The following is a 17,966-nucleotide window of genomic DNA, read 5'->3' as shown; positions in this document are numbered from 1 at the left end:
TCGTGACCCGCGACGGCGTCTCACGTCAAGCGATACCCCGTCTCAGTCGCGGGGCGCGACACTGGCCGGATGGCGACGACGAGCGCGGGGCTGCTTCTTTACCGGACGACGCCTGACGGCGGGATCGAGGTCCTGCTCGGCCACATGGGCGGCCCGTTCTGGGCGCGCAAGGACGAGGGGGCGTGGTCGGTCCTCAAGGGCGAGCTCGACCCCGACGAGGAGCCGCACGCGGCGGCGCTGCGCGAGGCGGCCGAGGAGCTCGGCCTGCCGCTCCCGCCGCCGTCCGTCCCGGACCTCGACCTCGGCGAGGTCCGCCAGCGCTCCGGCAAGCGGGTGCTCGCCTGGGCACGCGAGTGGCCGGCCCCAGGTCCGGACCTGGGACAGGTCCGCAGCAACACCGTGGATATCGAGTGGCCGCCGCGCTCGGGCCGCAGGATGGAGGTCCCGGAGATCGACCGGGCCGCCTGGTTCGCGCCCGACGACGCCCGTCGCGTCGTCGTGAGCGCGCAGGCCGCGTTCGTCGACCGCCTCGAGGCCGCGGCCCGCCGATAGCGCGCGCCACCTCGCGGGTCAGCCGGTGAACGTCAGCCAGAGCAGGGCCACGTTGAGCGCGACGATCACGCCCGCGATCAGCCAGGCGGCCACCTGCGTGGCGAGCCCGTTGCGGTGCTCCCCGAGCAGCCCCGCCTCCCGGGTCAGCCTCACCAGCGGGATCATGGCGAACGGGATGCCGAAGCTCAGTACGACCTGGCTGATCACCAGCAGCCAGGTCGGCGAGACGCCGGTGGCGAGCAGCACGATCGCGGGGACCAGGGTCACGACCCGGCGCGCGAGCAGCGAGACGCGCACGTGCAGCAGTCCGGCCATGATCTCGGCGCCGGCGTACGCGCCGACCGACGTCGACGCCAGGCCGGACGCCAGGAGCCCGACCCCGAAGAGCACGGCCACGACCGGCCCGAGCGACTCGGCGATCGCAGCGTGAGCGCCCTCGATCGAGTCCGTCCCGGCCCGGCCGGGGAGGTTCGCCGCGGCGAGCAGCAGCATCGCGATGTTGACCCCTCCGGCGACGACGAGCGCCGCCACGACGTCCCACCGCGTGGCCGTCAGCAGCCGGCGGGTGGTCGCAGGCCGGTCCGGGACGCCGTCCGGCGCCGCCCCGGCGCCGCGGGCGAGCCGGTGCCGCTCGCGGACCCGCGCGTCGTGCCGCACCCGGTCCCGCGCCAGCGAGGAGTGCAGGTAGATCGCGTGCGGCATCACGGTGGCCCCCAGCATGGAGGCAGCCAGGAGCACCGACTCGGGCCCGTCGAGCCGCGGCACCAGACCGCCCAGGACTGCGCCGAGGTCGGGCGGGGAGAAGAACAGCCCCGCGCAGAACCCCACGGTGAGCACCACGAGCATCGACGTCACGACGGTCTCGAAGACCCGCTGCCCGCGCCGCTGCTGGATGGTCAGCACCAGCATCGAGACGACCCCGGTGATCACCCCGCCCAGCACCAGCGGCACCCCGAACAGCAGGTGCAGGGCGATCGCGCCGCCGATCACCTCGGCGAGGTCGGTCGCCATCGCGACCACCTCGGCCTGCACCCAGTAGGCGATGCGCCCCCGCCGCGACAGCCGCTCCCCCAGCACCTCCGGCAGCGACCGCCCGGTGACCACGCCGAGCTTCGCGGACAGGTACTGCACGAGCACCGCCATCGCGTTCGCCGCGACGAGCACCCACACCAGCAGGTAGCCGAACCGCGCGCCGGCCGTGAGGTTGGCGGCGACGTTGCCCGGGTCGACGTACGCGATCGCCGCGACGAAGGCCGGGCCGAGGAGCGTCAGGAGGCGGGCCGTGCGCACCCCGGACCCAGCCGGACGACGGGGGCCGGCGTCGGTCGCGGACGTCGCCGTGGCGGGGCCAGGTCGGCTCACTCGCTCTCCTCGGGTTCGGGTGGGGCTCCTGCCGCACCGAGCGTTTTCGGGTATCCGAAACCATAGACGTCGAGACCCACATCTCGCACCTCTGGCACGATGTGCGCGTGCCGCCCTCCGCCGAGACTGCCCCCGCCCCCCGACCGGCGCGGCGCACGCTCCGCGCCGTGCTCCGGTCGCGCTGGCTGCTCGCCGTCGGGTTCGTCGTCGTGCACGCCTGGGTGGTCCGGGGCGCGATCGGCTGGGCGTACACCATCTACGGCGACGTCACGCTCTACGAGTGGTGGGCCCGCAACGGCCTGGCCACCGGGCAGTGGCCCGTCCTGGACTACGACTGGGTCTACCCCGCGGGCGCCCTGGTCCCGGTCACCCTGCCCGCCCTCGTCACGACGAGCCTGCTCGGCTACGAGATCGTGTGGACGGCGATGATCGTGGCGCTGAACGCCGTCGCGGTGGTCGTGCTGGTGCGCGCCGCCCCCCGCGGGCTGCTCGGCGCGTGGTGGTGGCTCGCGTTCCTGCTCGCGCTCGGGCCGATCTTCCTCGGCCGGCTCGACGGCGTGATCGCCCCGCTGATCCTCGTGGCGCTGGTGCTCGCCGCCCGCCGGCCCGCCGTCGCCGCCCTGGTCGCCACCGCGGGCGCGTGGATCAAGATCGCGCCCGGCGCCGTGGTCGTCGCGCTCGCCGCGACCCGCCGGCGGGGCCGCGACCTGTGGCGGCAGGTCGTGGTCCCCGGCGCGGCGGTGTCGGTCGTCGTCGTCGGGCTCGCCCTCGCGGGCGGCGCGGGCGAGCGGGCCTTCAGCGTGTTCGGCCAGCAGGACGCCCGCACCCTGCAGGCCGAGTCGGTCGCCGCGACGTGGTTCAGCGTCTCCCGGCTCTGGGACCCGAGCGTGAGCATCGAGTACAACGACGTGATCTTCACGTACGAGGTGCAGGGTCAGGCCGCCCAGCGCGTGGCGGGCGCTCTCGACTGGCTGCTGCCGCTCGCCGTCCTGCTGCTCGCCGCGCTGACCTGGTGGACCGCCCGGCGTCGCCCCGACCACGCGGGCGACCTCGTGCTGCTCGCCGCGGCGGCCCTGCTGCTCGCGCTCATCGTGTTCAACAAGGTCGGTTCGCCACAGTTCGTCGCCTGGATCGGCCCGCCGCTGGCCGCCGCGATCGCGCTCGCCGGCCCGGGCACCCGGCGCCTGTGGGCGCCGCCTGCCGTCGGCGTGCTGCTCACCGCGGCCGCCACCTACCTCGTGTACCCGGTCGCGTACGGCGAGTTCTTGGCCGGCGAACCGTGGATCGTCGTCGTGGAGGCGCTGCGCAACGGGGCGCTGGTGGTGCTGCTCGTCGGCGCGGCCTGGCGGATCGCCCAGCTCGGGCGCACGCGCGACGTCCCGGCCCGCGCCCCGCGACGGGACGTCGGACCGGACCTCGGACCGGTCGTCGACCCGCCCGCCGCGCCCGGTTCGCCGGGTTCCGCCTGACCGTTCGCCCGACGTTCGGCGACGCGTCGACGACACGACGCCGAGCGAACCCCGGCGTGTCACCCCCGGCAGGTTGCCTGCGATCGTGCGGGTCGCGATCGTCGCCGAGTCCTTCCTGCCGCAGGTCAACGGGGTGACGAACTCCGTGCTGCGGGTCCTCGAGCACCTCCGGCACACCGGGCACGAGGCGCTCGTGCTCGCGCCGGACGACGACGGCGGCGCGGTGCCGCCGTTCGTCCACGGCACACCGGTGATCGAGGTGGGCTCGGTCGGGCTGCCCGGGTACGCCGACGTGCGCGTCGTGATGGGGCAGCGCGCGGGCATCGAGCGCACCCTCGCGGCGTTCGCGCCCGACGTCGTCCATCTGGCGTCCCCGTTCACGCTCGGCTGGCAGGGCCTGCGGGCCGCCGAGAACCTCGGGCTGCCGACCGTCGCCGTCTATCAGACCGAGGTCCCCGGCTACGCGGCGCGGTACGGCGTGCGGCACCTGGAGCCGCTGCTGTGGCGGCGGGTGCGGCACCTGCACCAGCGCGCGACGCTGACCCTCGCGCCGTCGACCGCGACGGCGCGGCACCTGGAGGCCCGGGGCATCCCCCGGGTCCGGCGGTGGGGCCGCGGCGTGGACACGAGCGTGTTCCACCCCGCCGAGCGCGACGAGGCGTGGCGGCAGGACGTCGGGGCGGGCCGCCCCCTGCTCGTCGGGTACGTGGGCCGCCTCGCCGCGGAGAAGCAGGTGGACGCGCTCGGGGTGCTGGCCGACCTGCCGGACGTCCGCCTGGTCGTGGTCGGGGCCGGCCCCGCGCGGGGCGCCCTGGAGAAGCTGCTGGGCGGCGCGCACTTCACCGGCCTGCTGCGCGGGCGCGAGCTCGCCCGCGCGGTCGCGAGCCTCGACGTCTTCGTGCACCCCGGCGAGCTGGAGACCTTCGGCCAGACGCTCCAGGAGGCGCACGCGTCGGGAGTCCCCGTGGTCGCGCCGGCCGCCGGCGGCCCGCTGGACCTGGTGGAGCACTCGCACACCGGCTGGCTCTACCCGCCGGGCGACCGCGCGGCCCTGCGCCGCCACGTCGTCGACCTCCTCGGCGACGAGCGCAAGCGGCGCGCGTTCGGCGTCGCCGCGCGCCGCGGCGTGCTCGGCCGCACGTGGCAGCACGTCTGCACCGAGCTGTTGGAGCACTACGACCACGCGATCGCGACGCGGTCCTCCGCGCGCACCGCCGCCCGGCCCGCGTCGGAGGTGTGACGTGCGGATCGTGCACGTGGCGAACGTCGACGGGCCCGGTGTGGGACGGTGGCGTCGTGGGCGGACGAGCCGCGCGGGCGGGTGAGGTGGGGAGCGTCGCCGTGCTCTCCGACATCCACGGCGTGCTGCCGGTCCTGGAGGCCGTCCTCGCGGAGCCGGACGTCCGCGACGCGGAGCTCCTCGTCGTCACCGGCGACCACGCCGCCGGGCCGCAGCCGCGCGAGGTCCTCGACCGGCTGCGGTCGCTCGGCGACCGCGCCGTCCTGGTGCGGGGCAACGCCGACCGTGAGCTCGTCGCGCACGCGCGCGGCGAGGACGCCGCGGTGCCCGACCCCGTCGTCCCCTGGGCCGCCGCACAGCTGCGGCCGGACGACGTCGAGCTGCTCGCCTCCCTCCCCCACCCGGTGGAGCTGCGGGTGCGCGGCTTCGGCCGCGTCGTGTGCTGCCACGGCACGCCCCGCGACGACGAGGAGGTCGTGCTGGTCGACTCGTCGCTGGAGCGCTGGGCCGAGGTCCTCGGCGGGCTCGACGACGACGTGGCCGCCGTCGTGATGGGGCACACCCATATGCCGTTCGTGCGGCTCGTCGACCGGCGCCTCTGCGTCAACCCGGGCAGCGTCGGCATGCCGTACGGCCGGGCGGGCAGGTCGTGGGCGCTGCTGCGAGACGGGCAGGTCGAGCTGCGGCACACGCCGGTCGACGTCGAGGCCGCTGTCGCGGCGGTCGCCAGGTCCAGCGCCTACCCCGACGCCCGGCGCTGGGCGCAGGAGTACGTGACATCGTCGGCGAGCGACGCCGAGGCCCTGCGGGTCTTCGGCCCCCGCGACGGGCGGCCGGCCTGACCGCTCGGCGTTCACCGCCGGTACCCGCGGCGTTCACCGTCGCCGCCCCGCGCCGCCACCCGCGGTCACTAGCGTGCGCCGCGACGGCGTGCTCCGGTGCGCGCCCCGGCTTCGACGGAGGACCACTTGTCCCGCACCTCTCGCCCCCGGCCCGCCGGCCCCGCGCGTCGCCCCCGCGTCGTCGCCGGCACGTGCGCCGCCGCCGTGACCCTCGCCCTGGCCGTGCCGCTCGCGCTGCCCGCCGCGGCGTCGTCGCCCGCCCGGTGGTGGCCGGGCGGGACGTCCGGCGGCGCCGGCGTGGTCGACCACCCGGTGTCCCTCAGCGCTGACGGCGCCGGCCTCGCGCTGAGGCCGCTCGGGGCGTACGCGACCGGGGTCTTCGACGAGTCCGCCGCCGAGATCGTCGCGCACCACGCGGGGACGCAGCGGCTGTTCTCGGTGAACGCGCAGGCCGGCGAGGTCACGGTGCTCGACGTCGCGCGGCCGTCGTCGCCCCGCAAGCTCTTCGCCCTGAAGGCTGCCGGCGTGCGCGCCGCGGACGGCTCCACGGTCCCGGACGGCGCGGTCGCCAACTCGGTCGCGGTCCGGGCCGACGGCCTGGTCGTCGTCGCCGTCGAGTCGGAGGTCAAGACCGACGACGGCTGGCTCGTGCTGTTCGACGCCGCGGGCGACGGCGACGCGCTCGGTGCCTGGCGCGTCGGCGCGCTGCCGGACATGGTGACGATCACGCCCGACGGCGCCGGCGCCGTCGTCGCGAACGAGGGCGAGCCGGCCGACGACTTCTCCGTCGACCCGGAGGGCTCGGTGACCGTCGTCGAGCTGCCGGACCGCCTCCGCCCGGGCCACGGGTCGGGCCGCGGGTCGGGCCACGGGTGGGGACACGGCCACCGGTACGACGACCTCGACGTGCGGCAGTCGGCCGTGCGCACCGCCGACTTCCACGCCTTCGAGGGCGAGGCGCTGCCCGACGGCGTCCGGGTCTTCGCGCCGGACGCCCCCGCGCCGGACGGCAGCCTCGCCCACCGCGTGTCGCGCAACCTCGAGCCGGAGTACGTGACGGTGTCGAAGGACTCTCGCACCGCCTACGTGGCCCTGCAGGAGGCGAACGCCGTCGCCGAGGTGGACCTGCGCCGGGCGCGCGTCACCGACGTCTGGTCCCTCGGCAGCAAGGACCACTCGGTGCCCGGGCAGGGCATCGACCCGTCCGACAGGGACGACGCGGCCGCCGTCCGCGAGGTCCCCGTGCGGGGGCTGTACATGCCCGACGGGATCGCGTCGTTCACCTCGCGCGGCGAGACCTATCTCGTCACGGCGAACGAGGGCGACGCGCGCGAGTGGGGCGACTACGCGGAGCCCGCCCGCGTGAAGGACCTCGGCACCGGCGGCCTCGCGCCGGTGTGCGCGGACTCCCCCGCGTCGTCCCTGCTCGACGACGCCGACCTGGGCCGCCTCAACGTCACGACGGCGTCGGGCCTGAGCGACGACGGCTCCTGCTACGAGCAGCTGTTCGCGATGGGCGCGCGGTCGTTCTCGGTCTGGACGACGGACGGCGAGCTGGTCTTCGACTCCGGCAACACGTTCGAGCAGGTCACGGCCGAGGCGCTGGGCGACGCGTTCAACACCAACCACTCCGAGACGTCGTTCGACGGGCGCAGCGACGACAAGGGCCCGGAGCCGGAGAACCTCACGATCGGGAAGGTCGGGAGCCGCACCTACGCGTTCGTCGGGCTGGAGCGCGCCGGCGGCGTCATGGTCTACGACGTGACCCGGCCGGAGCGCTCCGAGCTCGTCACCTACGTGTCGAACCGCGACTACTCCGTGTCCGTGGAGGACGCGATCGACGACGGCGAGGACGCGCCCACCGCGCTCGAGGCCGCCGGCGACCTCGGCCCCGAGGGCCTGACGTTCATCCAGGCGGAGGACTCCCCGACGCACCGCCCGCTGCTCGCCGTCGCGAGCGAGGTCTCCGGCACGACGACGCTCTTCGAGGTGGACCGGCTGCGCTGACCCTCCGCAGGTCGAGCCTGTCGAGGCCGGCGCCGCGGTCTCGGCAGGCTCAGCCGGCGGGCGTGCGCTCGGCCAGCTCCCGGAACCACGCGAGCGCGTGGCGGTGCGAGGCGAGCCCGTAGTCGAGCGTCGTGCGCTGGAACCGGAAGACGTCGCGGAACTCCTCGGGGATCTCCGCGGCGTCGATCTGCTCGCCGAGCGCCTCGAGCCGCGCGAGGTCGTTCTCGATCCGCGCGACGACGCGCGCAAGGACCTCGGCCCGCTCGTCGGGCTCGAGCAGGCCCAGGAAGAAGAGCCGGGGCAGCGCCGCGGCCTCGGCGTCCGGACCGGCCATCGGCCCCGTCATCCAGGAGTGGAACTCCTCGCGGCCGGCGTCGGTCACGCGGTAGGTCTTGCGGCCCCGTGCGCCCGGCCCGACCTCGTCCACCTCGATCAGCCCGCCGGTCAGCAACGTCTCCAGCGCGCGCCGGATGCTGCCGGAGCTTGCGCTGTAGAGCAGCGATACGGCGGCCTCGAAGTTCTTGACCAGGTCGTACAGGCTCTGCGGCCGGAGCAGGAGCAGACCGAGGATCACGTGCGCCATGGATCGACCCTAGCCGTTGACCCTCATAGACCTGTCTAGTAGACATGTCTATGAGGGTTGTCGGGTCGATGAAGGAGACGTCCATGGCACGGGACTCGGTCGACAGGTTGACGGCGTCGCTGGAGCGGAAGTCGCGACGGAGGTCGTCGATGCCGCCGCCGCAGGTGCTCGTCGTCGCGCCCGGGCTGGAGGTCGAGTCCGGCGGCTCCCAGCCGTTCCACACGGCCAGCATCGGCAAGGTGATGACGGCGACGCTCGTCGCGATGCTGGTCTCCGAGGGCCGCTTCGGCGTCGACAGCCCGCTCGGCGACGTGCTCCCGGCGTCCGACGTCGACGGCCTGCCCGGCGCGCCGGGCGTCGACGTCGCCGCCGACGTCACGGTCGAGCACCTGCTCACGCACACCAGCGGCCTGCCCGACTACTTCGAACCACCCCGCGGCACCCGGACCGCCGTCTCCACCCGGACCGCCGCCGCCCAGCCCGACCGCTACTGGTCCCCCGCGGAGCTGCTCGACGAGGCGAAGCGCCTGCCCGCCGTCGGGCGCCCGGGCGAGAGGTTCCGCTACGGCGACACCGTGTTCGTGCTGCTGGGCCGCATCGTCGAGGAGGCCACGGGCGAGCCGTTCAACGCCGCGCTGCGCAAGCGCGTCCTCGAGCCCTCCGGGATGGAGCGCAGCACCACCCCGTACGGCGACGCCCGCACCCCCGCCGACCTCGCCGAGCTCGACGTCGCGCCGTTCTGGCTGGGCGGTCACGAGCTCAGCCGCGCGCTCAGCGTGAGCCTCGACTGGGCCGGTGGCGGCATCGTCGCGCCGCCCGCGGACCTGGTGAGCTTTCAATGTGCCCTGCACGGCGGGCGGCTCGTCTCGCCCGACACGCTCCGGTGGATGGCGACGCCGCGGCACCGCCGCCGGCGCGGGATCCACTACGGCGCGGGGATGGCGACCGTGCGGTTCGGCGAGTTCACGCCGCCGTTCCTGCGCGGGCTGCCCGAGCCCGTCGGCGGCCTGGGGCACTTCGCGACGCACATGTTCTACTACCCGCGCCAGCGCGCCCACGTCGTGCTGAACTTCCACTCCTACCGGCGGATGAATCAGAGCTTCATGCTGCACGCACGCATCGCCCGGCTGCTCGCGGCCCGGTGAGCACGGCACCGACGAACGAGGCGCTACCTTGAGCGCGTGCGGACACCGACGTCACCTGCTCGCCCGCTCACCGCAGGACGCCCCGGACCCGCCCGCTGCGCCGCCGTCGGCGTCGCCTTGGCCGTAGCGGTCGCAGGGCCGGCAGGATGCGCCTCTGGCCCGGCGCCCGAGGTCGGCGAGGTCGAGGTCACGGTGGAGTCCGACGTCTGCACCGCGGACGGCTGCACCGCCGTCCCTGCACGTGACGCCACGGTCGAGCTGCTCCTGGGCTCCACACGGGTCGACGGCGCCCGGACCGACTCCCGGGGAGTCGCCGTCGTCGAGTCCCCCTCCGTCGGCCTGTTCGACGTCGTCGCACACGTGGGAGACCTCACGTCACCTCCGGCCAGGGTCGAGATCGGGGGCGGATCGTTCACGGACGTCACGGTTCGGGTCCCGTCGCCGATCGGCTACGGAGGGGCCTCGACTTCGCGGTGACGCCGGGACGTCGCTCCTCGCCTCGGGCGACCCGCTGACGGCGGTCGGTCCGACGCCGCGATGACTCCGCCGCGTCGTGACGGTCCACCCGCCATGACCAGAGTGGTGGGCGACATCTCGATCTCCCTCGACGGGTTCGTCACCGGGCCCGACCCGGGCCCCGACAACGGCCTGGGCGACGGCGGCGAGGCCCTGCACAGGTGGGCGTTCAGCGACGACCCCGTCGACGGCGAGCAGCTGCGCGCGGCGACCGAGGCGAGCGGCGCGGTCATCCTCGGCCGGGCCCTGTTCGACGTCGTCGACGGCCCGCAGGGCTGGAACGAGGAGACGGGCTACGGCGCGCGCGAGGTGGGCAGGCCGGCGTTCTTCGTCGTCACGAGCGACCCGCCCGCCTCGCCGAGGCTGCCGTTCTGGACGTTCGTCACCACCGGGCTGCGCGACGCCGTCGCCCAGGCGAGCGCCGCGGCGCTCGACGCCGCCGAGCGCGCGGGGGCCGACCGCGACGTCGTTCTCATGGGCGGCGGCGCCACGGTCGGTTCGGCGCTGGACGCCGGGCTGCTGGACGTGCTGAAGCTGCACATCTCGCCCGTCGTGCTCGGGTCGGGGACGGCGCTGTTCTCCGGCGAGCGTCGCCACGAGCTCGTCCAGCGATCGGTGACGCCGTCGACGACGGCCGTGCACGTGGTCTACGACGTCACGCGGTGAATCACGCGTCCACCTTCTCGTGGCCCGGGCGGGCACTGGCTAGGTTGGGGCCGTGCCGACGCTGACCTCACCTCCGCTGTCAGACGACCTGATCCGCCTGCGCCTGTGGCGCGAGGACGACGCCGACGCGCAGCTCGCCGGGCTCACGGACCCGGTCTTCCGCCGGTTCTCCGACGGGGTGCCCGCGGATCGCGCCGCGGTCGTCGGCCGGATCCGCGCCATCGAGCGGCTGCGGGAGCAGGGCACGGCGATCCACTGGGCGGTCGTCGTGGCCGACGAAGCCGGCGACGCGTCCGCCGCGGCACCGCTGCTCGGTGAGGTCTCGCTTAGCGGCATCGATCAGCGCCAGCGCCGCGCGAGCATGGGGTATTGGCTGACCCCCGACGCGCGCGGGAGGGGCGTCGCGACGCGCGCGGTCCGGCTCGTCGCCGGCTGGGCCTTCACCGGCCTCGGCCTCGCCCGGCTCGAGCTCACGTGCGGGCCCGACAACGTCGCGTCCCAGCGCGTCGCCGAACGGTGCGGCTTCCAACGCGAAGGACTGCTCCGGTCGCACCAGACCTTCCAGGGCGGACGGCGCGACAGCCCGGTCTACGGGCTCCTGCCGCACGAGCTGACCCGGTGAACGCGCACTGCCGGCAAGCCGGTCGGGGGCTCACGGCAGCCGCCGTGGCGCTGGCCTTAGCGATTACGGCGGGCTGTGCTGTCGCCGACGCCATCGCGAAGACGGCCTATTGCCAGCCCGAGGACCCGGTCGTGACGCCGCAACGTGTCGCTCCCGGCGACGAGCTGCACGTCGAGACCACCGGCAAACCCGACGGCGTCGACTGCGAGTGGCGCATGCCCGCCCGCGCACGCTACGAGGTCGAGATCTGGTCGACGATGCCGGCCGACGTCCCGGACGCGAGGCATGACAGGGTGCCCCTCGGTGCCCTGGACCCGAGCAGCGAAGGGGATGCCGAGGGCGCCTTCCGCGTCCCGGACGACTTCCCGGTCGGAGAGGCAGAAGTATCCGTGAACCTCCAGGGCGTCAAGACCATCTGCGACATCGACCCGAGCATCGGCTGCGCGAAGAATCCGTGGACCCCGATCGAGGTCGTCGACTGACCCCACGGGCGACGGCGACGCGCCTCAGTCGCGCAGGCGCTTCCAGTTCCCCTCGGAGACGACCTCGACGGTTCCGTCGGCCACCACGATGGCGGTGTCGTCGTCGAGCGCGTAGGCCGGGCCGCCGATCCCGGCCGCCCAGGTCTCGGCGGCGGCCATCGTGTTGTACGGCAGCATCGGGTGGTCGAGGTGCGGGAAGATCGAGAAGTCGACGACTCCCAGCGTGGCGTCGTCGCCCGACGGCGGAGCCCATTCGACGAAGTACTGCCCGATGCGCGGCGTCAGCACCATGCTGCCCGCGCTCATCCCCACGTAGACCGTCTCGTTCAACGACGGCAGCAGGCCGGCGAGGCCGGACTCCCGCATCCAGTGGTTCAGGTACAGGGCGTCGCCGCCCGAGACCAGCAGGACGTCGGCCTCGCGGACCTTGGGGACCCAGCGGTCCGCGTAGATGCTCGGCAGCGCGGTCAGCTCGAGCACCCCCACGGACCTCCAGCCCAGCCCGGTCATGTGGTCGGTCCGCCCGGTGATGAAGTTCCAGGCGTTCGCCCCCGGGCCGACGGCCGGGTGCCCGTACAGCGCGGTGGGGATGCAGAGGGCGTCGCAGTCGGCGACCGGCCGACCGAGGACGCCGAGGAGCGCATCGTGGATGCTCGTGTTCGTGACGCCGGCGGACGTGAGGAGAAGCCGCATGGTGCCTCCTAGTTCGAAGACGGAGCGAAGCGACCGGTAGACCCCGGGGCGCCGGGAGAGTCATCGCTGCCACCGCGGCTCGGCAGGCGGACGGCCGCGCGCCGCCGCTCGGCGCGCGAGGCCCCGGTGCCGTGGCTAGCGTCGACGACGTCGACCACGGAGAGGTGCACGATGACGCTGGAGGGCAAGGTCGCGCTGGTCACCGGCGCGGGGTCAGGCATCGGACGCGCCACTGCGGTGCGCCTCGCACGCGACGGTGCCATGGTGGTCGCGCTCGGGCACCGGCAGGAGAGCGCCGACGACGTCGCGGAGGAGATCCGTCGCGGCGGTGGCACGGCGCTCCCGGTGGCGGCCGACGTCGGGGACGCGCCCGCCGTGCGCGACGTGCTCGCGCGGGTGGAGCAGGAGCTCGGCCGGCTCGACATCGTCGTCGCGAACGCCGGCGTCAACGGCGTCTGGGCCCCGCTCGAGGAGCTGGAGCCGGACGAGTGGGCCAGCACGATCTCCACGAACCTCACCGGCACCTTCCTCACGGTCCGGTACGCGGTGCCCCTGCTCGTGCGGCAGGGTGGCGCGGTCGTCGTCGTCTCGTCGATCAACGGGACCCGCACGTTCAGCAACTCCGGCGCGTCGGCCTACGCGACGAGCAAGGCAGGCCAGGTGGCGTTCGCGCGGATGGCCGCCGTCGAGCTCGGTCCGCGCGGCGTGCGGGTCAACTCCGTGTGCCCGGGCGCGATCGACACCGAGATCGACGACAACACCGAGCAGCGGAACACCGAGGCCCTCGGCGTGCGCGCCGAGTTCCCGGACGGGCAGATCCCGCTGACGGGCCAGCGGCCGGGCTCCGCCGCGCAGGTCGCCGATGCCATCGCCTACCTCGTGTCCGACGCGGCGAGCCACGTCACCGGCACCGAGGTGTTCGTCGACGGGGGCCAGTCGCTCGTGGCATGACCGACGCCGAGACCGCCTCGAGATGCACACGCGGCTCGGCTCACCAGAGGCTCACAGCCCTCTTCACGAGCATCGATCCCGTTCCCGGGGTAACACGAGCGCTCGCTGAGCGCGTGGAACGAGCTCCGCGTCAAACCCATCCGTCTGCCGAACTACTAGAAAGGAGCAACCGGATGGTCGTCCCATTTCCGCCAGGGCGCGCGAAGAATGCAGCGCGGGCCACACTTGGCCGACGATTGGGCGAGATAGGGTTTCGGGATTCGGTTGCCCGTGACGTTTGGGTGTCTCCTCTGGACGAAGGTGGGGAGCGCGGATTCTACGCCGTAGGTCTCGATTTCTATCCGATCGCCCGAATGGCATATCTGTGGGAAGGGAACGGAAAGAACGACGTGACAAAGTGCATTACGGTGCGCGCGTACGGCGCCGCGGTTTCGACCGAGGATCCCTATATAGGGAGTCTGCTCGACACGATACGTCCGTCCCTGAGTGACTTCTTGGGGAAGCACCGGGAGCAATTCATCTCGGAGTCCATTGCGACGATTGTTCGCGAGTACGATGCTGCCGGAATAGATTTCGACGACAACACTTCATCGAAAATCCGAGAGATGCACGACTCGAAGATCGCCGTTCCGTACGCCCTTCTGTCGGCGGACGATGTTGAGCGATGGGCCGATTTGATCGTGCCAGCCACTCGCTCCGCCTACGATCATGCCCGCACCCGGGTGGATTGAGCCTGGTCCTCGTCGCACGTTCCGGATGTCCTTGAACGGGTCGCATTTCAGGCTCTTCGCAGCTGAGGGGTGCCCGGCGTGTCACCGGGCGCCCCCCATCTGCGAAGAGCCTGCAAACTCAATGACACCTTCGACGCAGTAGCTGCAGACTTCGCCGTCGTGGGATGCCGCGCATTCGTTGAACCGATCCTCGCGCCCGGGTGTAGCACGTCGCGGACGCCGGACGCGGTCGACGGCGAAGTCGTCGAGCCGCGCCGCGAGCATCCGTGCTCGTTGGCAAGCGGATCCGATTGGTGGTGCTGTCCGCCGCGTCCAAGCAGGAGCGACCGTGACCGTGCACGTCGCGCAGGCGACTTCACGGTCTCACTACCCGGCGGCGAGACCCGCATCGAGCGTCCGCACGGCATCCGCCGCACCGTCGCCACCCAGGTCGCGAACTCGACCAACATCGCCAACGCGACCGCCCTGCTCGGGCACGCCGCGAAGACATCATCGTGCGGCACCACGTCGGGCGGACCCAGGTCGCGACGGACCTGCGGACGGTCATCGATCAGCCCCAAGCGGTGAGCTTCCGGTGACCTGGGGACGATGAAGGGCCCCACGTCCGCATGATTCTGCGGGTGGGGCCCTTCGGGTGGCGGTAGCGGTGGGCTTGAGTGCTGCGTGTTGGTCCGCCCTGTTCGCCCGGGCAGATCTGCTATCTGACCTGGACTTTCGCGGAGCCGCTCGTTGGACGGCGTTGCGCCTTCGGGCACTGATCCGGCCATCAAAACGGAGGCAATCCGGCGACCTCCTGGCACCCGGCCGGGCGGGGACACTCCGAGGCTCCGTACCGATAGCGGAGCACGAAACGCCGGTGGAGGTCCGGGTCAAGGGTAGCCGCAGGCCATCGCGTAGCGACGCCGCAGGCGCCCTTGATGCGGGCCGGAGGCGGCCGGATGCTCGGCGGTCGGTGCGGGGCCAGGGCGCGACAGCACCGATAACACCCGCCGTCGAAGAGCATCCGCATCTGCGTAGACTCCGCGCCGTGCCTTCGTCACCGCGTCGCCGCCGACTCGTGTCGTTCTTGCTCATCATCGTCCCTGCCTGGATCGCCTCGATCGCGGTCGGTGGCCTGTGGCTTGCCGTCGGCGTCTTCTGGTCCGTGGACAAGTGGCAGGCCACACACGATGGCATCCAGGGTCGTTTCATCCCTCAGGTTGAGGACTGCGGGCCCAAAGAATGCCACTGGCGCGGCGACTTCGTGTCAGATGACGGAACGGACGACGTCGAGGACGTGCAGTTCTCCAGCGCTGGCGAACCCCAGCCCCAAGAGACCGGCGCAGCGATCGAACCGGTTGTCATCGCTCCAGGCGGGTCTGACGTCTACAACGCACATGACAGATCGTGGGGCCTCACGTGGGTCATGGTCGCGACGGCACCGCTCCTCACAGCGGGCCTGATCGCAGGAGCTCACCAGACGCGTGCGGACTGGCTGCGTAAGAAGCAGGCCTCCGAAGCGCACCCGGAGCCAGTTGCAGCACTCACGGCTTCTTGGAACAAGAGCGAAGGTTGACAAGAGACGTGGAGCAAGCTCGTCCGGAACCGGGGTCAGCGAACCTAGGTGCCGCCGGAGGCAAGGAGCTCGCGGGCGGGGACGTGATCTATCGAACGTCGCCATTTCTCCGCCATGCGTCCGCCATTTTTGGGCCGCTCTTCGCACTCCTGCTCTTACCACTGGCCACCCTCCCTGCGCACCCAGACGACACATTCGGCAGCACCCTCTTCGGGTACGCCCTCATGGGCGGAGGCGGGGTCTTCGCCCTCCTGAGCGGCCGCGGATGGATTCGCGTATCTGACGAGGGTCTGTGGGCTCGCAACATCGTGACATCCACATCGGTCCCGTGGAGCGAGGTCGTTGCGCTTGAGGCTGGGTCGAAGGTGGGCGTCGTTCTGCGTAATGGTCAGACATGGTGGTTCTGGGCGGTACAGCGCGCGAACATCTCGGGAATGCTCAATCGCCGGTCGCGTGTCGACCGCGTCGTCGCTGAGATCGAGGTGCGTCGCACCAGGGTCGCTTCGCTCCGCGCGCCAGCGAACGACACCTCGCGGAAGTCGCTGGTTCGACCCGCGTGGTGGGAGTGGATCGTCATCGCCGGATATGTGGCCGCAGCGATCGTCGGTCTCGCCGGCGTCTAGAAGCCCGAGGACGCCCACGCTCGGCTCAACGCGGGGCGGTCGGGAGGCTGACGCGGTGCAGGAAGACGGAGAAGACACGCACCGGCGGCTGACGCCGGGGGCCGCCGTCGTCCTTGCGCGGTCCGGGCGGCGTGCCGAGCGCGGCGCAGGCCGCGCCTTGACGGCGGGCCGGACGCGCTGGTGTTCCCATCGACGAGCGCCACGCCGCGATCACCGAGCCGCATCCGTGACCAGCTCCGCGACGCCCAGGCCGCCATCGGCACGAAAGTCACGCCGCACGACTTCCGTCGCACCGTCGCCACCCAGGTCGCCAACTCGACGACCATCGCCAACGCGACCGCGCTGCTCGGGCACGCCGACGAGGGCACCACGGTGCGGCACTACGTGAAGCGGACCCACGTCGCTCCGGACCTGCGGACGGTGATCGATCAGCTCGTCACCCAGGCCGCGACGTTGGGCATCCGGAAGGGAAAACGGAGTGAAAAAGGAGTACGGGGAACGACGAAGGGCCCCACGTCCGCATGATGCTGCGGGTGGGACCCTTCGGGTGGCGGTAGCGGTGGGATTTGAACCCACGGTGGACTTTCACCCACACACGCTTTCGAGGCGTGCTCCTTAGGCCGCTCGGACACGCTACCTCGCCGGAAGAACCGGCCGTCCGAGGATACCCAATGACGCGTCAGACCCGAAATCCTCCGGCCCGCGCGCGGCCAACGTCACACCGCCGGCCGCGCGCGGCGCGCCTGACGACGCGTCAGACGCAGGGCGCGCCGGCGTCCCACGGCCCCCAGGCATGGTCGCCCGGCCGGTCACCGCGGGCGTACCAGAGCGCGGAGTGGTTCACCCCCGCGCGGGAGACCACATCACCCCTGCGGTACACCGCGTCGGCGGTCCAGGCCGGCGCGCACTCCGCCGCCGCGGGGGCGGGGGCCGTCCCGCGCGGGCCGATCTCCTCCCACGGCCCGTGCCGGTCGCCCGGCGCCTGGTTCCGGGTCCACCACCTCGCCCGGTACTCCACGCCGTCATGCGCGACGACGTCGCCGCGCGTGTAGACGCCGGTCGCGTACCAGGGGTCCGCGCCCTCGCCGACGACGAGCGGCCCGGGGGTCGCGGCCCGGAGCGTGTCCGCGAGCGTCGACCCCAGCTCGTTCCGGTAGTCACCCGCGATGTCCCAGAAGTAGGCGCCGCCGTACCCGTTCTCGGCGATCCACTCGGCCTTCGCGGTCACCGAGCGCGGGGTGTCGAGGCTCCACCACTGGTCGCCGTCCCAGCGGTAGCCGGCGGCGGCGGTCTCGTCGTAGTACTCGGTGCCGAGGTCGTGCAGCTCGGAGTAGTTCTTGACGCCGACGGCGGCCTCGGCGGGCGCGCCCGGCGTCGGGTCGGCGACGCCGGACCAGCCGTGCCCGTACGCGGCGAGGCCGAGCACGAGCTGGTCGTCGCGGTAGCCCGCCGCCCGGTAGGCGCCGAGCAGCCCGTCGGCGGCGAGGCCCCAGTTCGCGGGCTGGCCGGGGGCGTCGGGCCACTCGTACGGGTGCAGGTTGCCCTGGTGGCCGGTGCGGTCGGCCACCCAGGTGCCGTGGAAGTCGTAGCCCTGCACGTTGAGGAAGTCGACGACGGCGGCAAGCCGCGGGTCGACCCACCCGCCGTTGGTGCGCGGCGCCCAGCCGGCGGGCGCGAAGCCGGTGAGCAGGTAGTCGTCGCCCGTCGCGGCGGCGCGCTCGTCCAGCTTCTCGCGGAACAGCTCCATCAGGGCGAGGAAGTTCGCCTTGTCCACGTCCGGGTTCGGGCTGGGGTGCTCGCCGTCGGCGGCGGGCCACTCCCAGTCGATGTCGAACCCGTCGAAGATGCCGGCCGCGGCCCCCGGGCCGCCCTGCGCGCCGACGACGGGCAGATCGCCGTCGAGGTACAGGTCGAGGCAGGAGTCGAC

General features: G+C 73.0%; 18 protein-coding genes and 1 tRNA gene. 14 read left to right on the top strand and 5 right to left on the bottom strand.

All coding sequences use genetic code 11. From position 1 onward, the window contains the following. Nucleotides 1-69: 69 nt before the first annotated feature. A complete protein-coding gene (locus tag ABD254_RS13165; protein ID WP_344248882.1) occupies nt 70-552 on the top strand; it encodes an NUDIX hydrolase in 483 nt (160 codons plus the stop codon). A gap of 18 nt (nt 553-570) precedes the next feature. Here the strand turns inward: ABD254_RS13165 and ABD254_RS13160 are convergent, their stop codons facing one another. Then, nucleotides 571-1,842 (bottom strand): Nramp family divalent metal transporter, encoded by a 1,272-nt coding sequence (locus ABD254_RS13160; RefSeq protein WP_344249292.1) that lies wholly within the window; start codon nt 1,840-1,842, stop codon nt 571-573. 179 nt (nt 1,843-2,021) lie between these two features. On the opposite strand from ABD254_RS13160, the gene ABD254_RS13155 reads away from it, so the two are divergent. The 4 genes from ABD254_RS13155 (at nt 2,022) to ABD254_RS13140 (ending at nt 7,472) form a co-directional block, all read left to right on the top strand. Continuing rightward, nucleotides 2,022-3,383, top strand: a complete 1,362-nt coding sequence (locus ABD254_RS13155; protein WP_344248881.1) for a glycosyltransferase 87 family protein — start codon at nt 2,022-2,024, stop codon at nt 3,381-3,383. 85 nt (nt 3,384-3,468) lie between these two features. Continuing rightward, a complete protein-coding gene (locus tag ABD254_RS13150) occupies nt 3,469-4,623 on the top strand; it encodes a glycosyltransferase family 4 protein (protein WP_344248880.1) in 1,155 nt (384 codons plus the stop codon). Between the two features lie 56 nt (nt 4,624-4,679). Beyond that, complete coding sequence (locus ABD254_RS13145; RefSeq protein ID WP_344248879.1) at nt 4,680-5,465, top strand: metallophosphoesterase family protein; 786 nt, start codon at nt 4,680-4,682, stop codon at nt 5,463-5,465. A 126-nt stretch (nt 5,466-5,591) separates the two neighbouring features. Continuing rightward, the gene (locus tag ABD254_RS13140) at nt 5,592-7,472 is read left to right on the top strand and encodes a choice-of-anchor I family protein (RefSeq protein ID WP_344248878.1); all 1,881 of its coding nucleotides are present in this window, start codon (nt 5,592-5,594) and stop codon (nt 7,470-7,472) included. A gap of 49 nt (nt 7,473-7,521) precedes the next feature. Here the strand turns inward: ABD254_RS13140 and ABD254_RS13135 are convergent, their stop codons facing one another. Beyond that, nucleotides 7,522-8,055 carry a PadR family transcriptional regulator gene (locus ABD254_RS13135; RefSeq protein ID WP_344248877.1) on the bottom strand — a complete coding sequence of 178 codons (534 nt, stop codon included), beginning with the start codon at nt 8,053-8,055 and terminating at the stop codon, nt 7,522-7,524. Nucleotides 8,056-8,138: 83 nt separating this feature from the next. Here ABD254_RS13135 and ABD254_RS13130 point away from each other — a divergent pair, with 83 nt between their 5' ends. The 4 genes from ABD254_RS13130 (at nt 8,139) to ABD254_RS13115 (ending at nt 11,486) form a co-directional block, all read left to right on the top strand. Next, nucleotides 8,139-9,200 carry a serine hydrolase domain-containing protein gene (locus ABD254_RS13130; RefSeq protein ID WP_344248876.1) on the top strand — a complete coding sequence of 354 codons (1,062 nt, stop codon included), beginning with the start codon at nt 8,139-8,141 and terminating at the stop codon, nt 9,198-9,200. A 570-nt stretch (nt 9,201-9,770) separates the two neighbouring features. Then, nucleotides 9,771-10,382, top strand: coding sequence for a dihydrofolate reductase family protein (locus tag ABD254_RS13125; RefSeq protein WP_344248875.1), 612 nt, complete (start codon nt 9,771-9,773; stop codon nt 10,380-10,382). A gap of 52 nt (nt 10,383-10,434) precedes the next feature. Next, nucleotides 10,435-11,004, top strand: coding sequence for a GNAT family N-acetyltransferase (locus ABD254_RS13120; protein ID WP_344248874.1), 570 nt, complete (start codon nt 10,435-10,437; stop codon nt 11,002-11,004). Next, nucleotides 11,001-11,486: a hypothetical protein gene (locus ABD254_RS13115; RefSeq protein WP_344248873.1), complete on the top strand. Its 486-nt coding sequence runs from the start codon at nt 11,001-11,003 to the stop codon at nt 11,484-11,486. The genes ABD254_RS13120 and ABD254_RS13115 overlap by 4 nt, the downstream gene beginning before the upstream one ends. A gap of 24 nt (nt 11,487-11,510) precedes the next feature. Here the strand turns inward: ABD254_RS13115 and ABD254_RS13110 are convergent, their stop codons facing one another. Next, complete coding sequence (locus tag ABD254_RS13110) at nt 11,511-12,179, bottom strand: Type 1 glutamine amidotransferase-like domain-containing protein (RefSeq protein ID WP_344248872.1); 669 nt, start codon at nt 12,177-12,179, stop codon at nt 11,511-11,513. Between the two features lie 171 nt (nt 12,180-12,350). Between ABD254_RS13110 and ABD254_RS13105 the strand changes: the two genes are divergently transcribed. From ABD254_RS13105 to ABD254_RS13085, 5 genes are all read left to right on the top strand, one after another. After that, nucleotides 12,351-13,130, top strand: coding sequence for an SDR family oxidoreductase (locus ABD254_RS13105; protein ID WP_344248871.1), 780 nt, complete (start codon nt 12,351-12,353; stop codon nt 13,128-13,130). 173 nt (nt 13,131-13,303) lie between these two features. Next, complete coding sequence (locus ABD254_RS13100) at nt 13,304-13,861, top strand: hypothetical protein (protein WP_344248870.1); 558 nt, start codon at nt 13,304-13,306, stop codon at nt 13,859-13,861. Nucleotides 13,862-14,888: 1,027 nt separating this feature from the next. Continuing rightward, on the top strand, nt 14,889-15,416 hold the full coding sequence (locus ABD254_RS13095; protein ID WP_344248869.1) for a hypothetical protein: 528 nt from the start codon (nt 14,889-14,891) through the stop codon (nt 15,414-15,416). Nucleotides 15,417-15,640: 224 nt separating this feature from the next. Next, nucleotides 15,641-16,039, top strand: a complete 399-nt coding sequence (locus tag ABD254_RS13090) for a PH domain-containing protein (RefSeq protein ID WP_344249290.1) — start codon at nt 15,641-15,643, stop codon at nt 16,037-16,039. 177 nt (nt 16,040-16,216) lie between these two features. Next, nucleotides 16,217-16,564 carry a tyrosine-type recombinase/integrase gene (locus tag ABD254_RS13085; RefSeq protein ID WP_425553808.1) on the top strand — a complete coding sequence of 116 codons (348 nt, stop codon included), beginning with the start codon at nt 16,217-16,219 and terminating at the stop codon, nt 16,562-16,564. A gap of 23 nt (nt 16,565-16,587) precedes the next feature. On the opposite strand, the gene ABD254_RS13080 is transcribed toward ABD254_RS13085, so the two are convergent. Continuing rightward, nucleotides 16,588-16,677 (bottom strand) — tRNA-Ser (locus ABD254_RS13080). A gap of 116 nt (nt 16,678-16,793) precedes the next feature. Then, nucleotides 16,794-17,966: glycosyl hydrolase family 18 protein (locus ABD254_RS13075; RefSeq protein ID WP_344248867.1), on the bottom strand; the 1,173-nt coding region annotated here is incomplete at its 5' end.

Source organism: Isoptericola hypogeus (assembly GCF_039531145.1).
Classification (GTDB): Bacteria; Actinomycetota; Actinomycetes; order Actinomycetales; family Cellulomonadaceae; genus Isoptericola; species Isoptericola hypogeus.
Note: the sequence above shows the minus strand (reverse complement) of the source record. Positions and strands in the feature narration are given on the sequence as shown.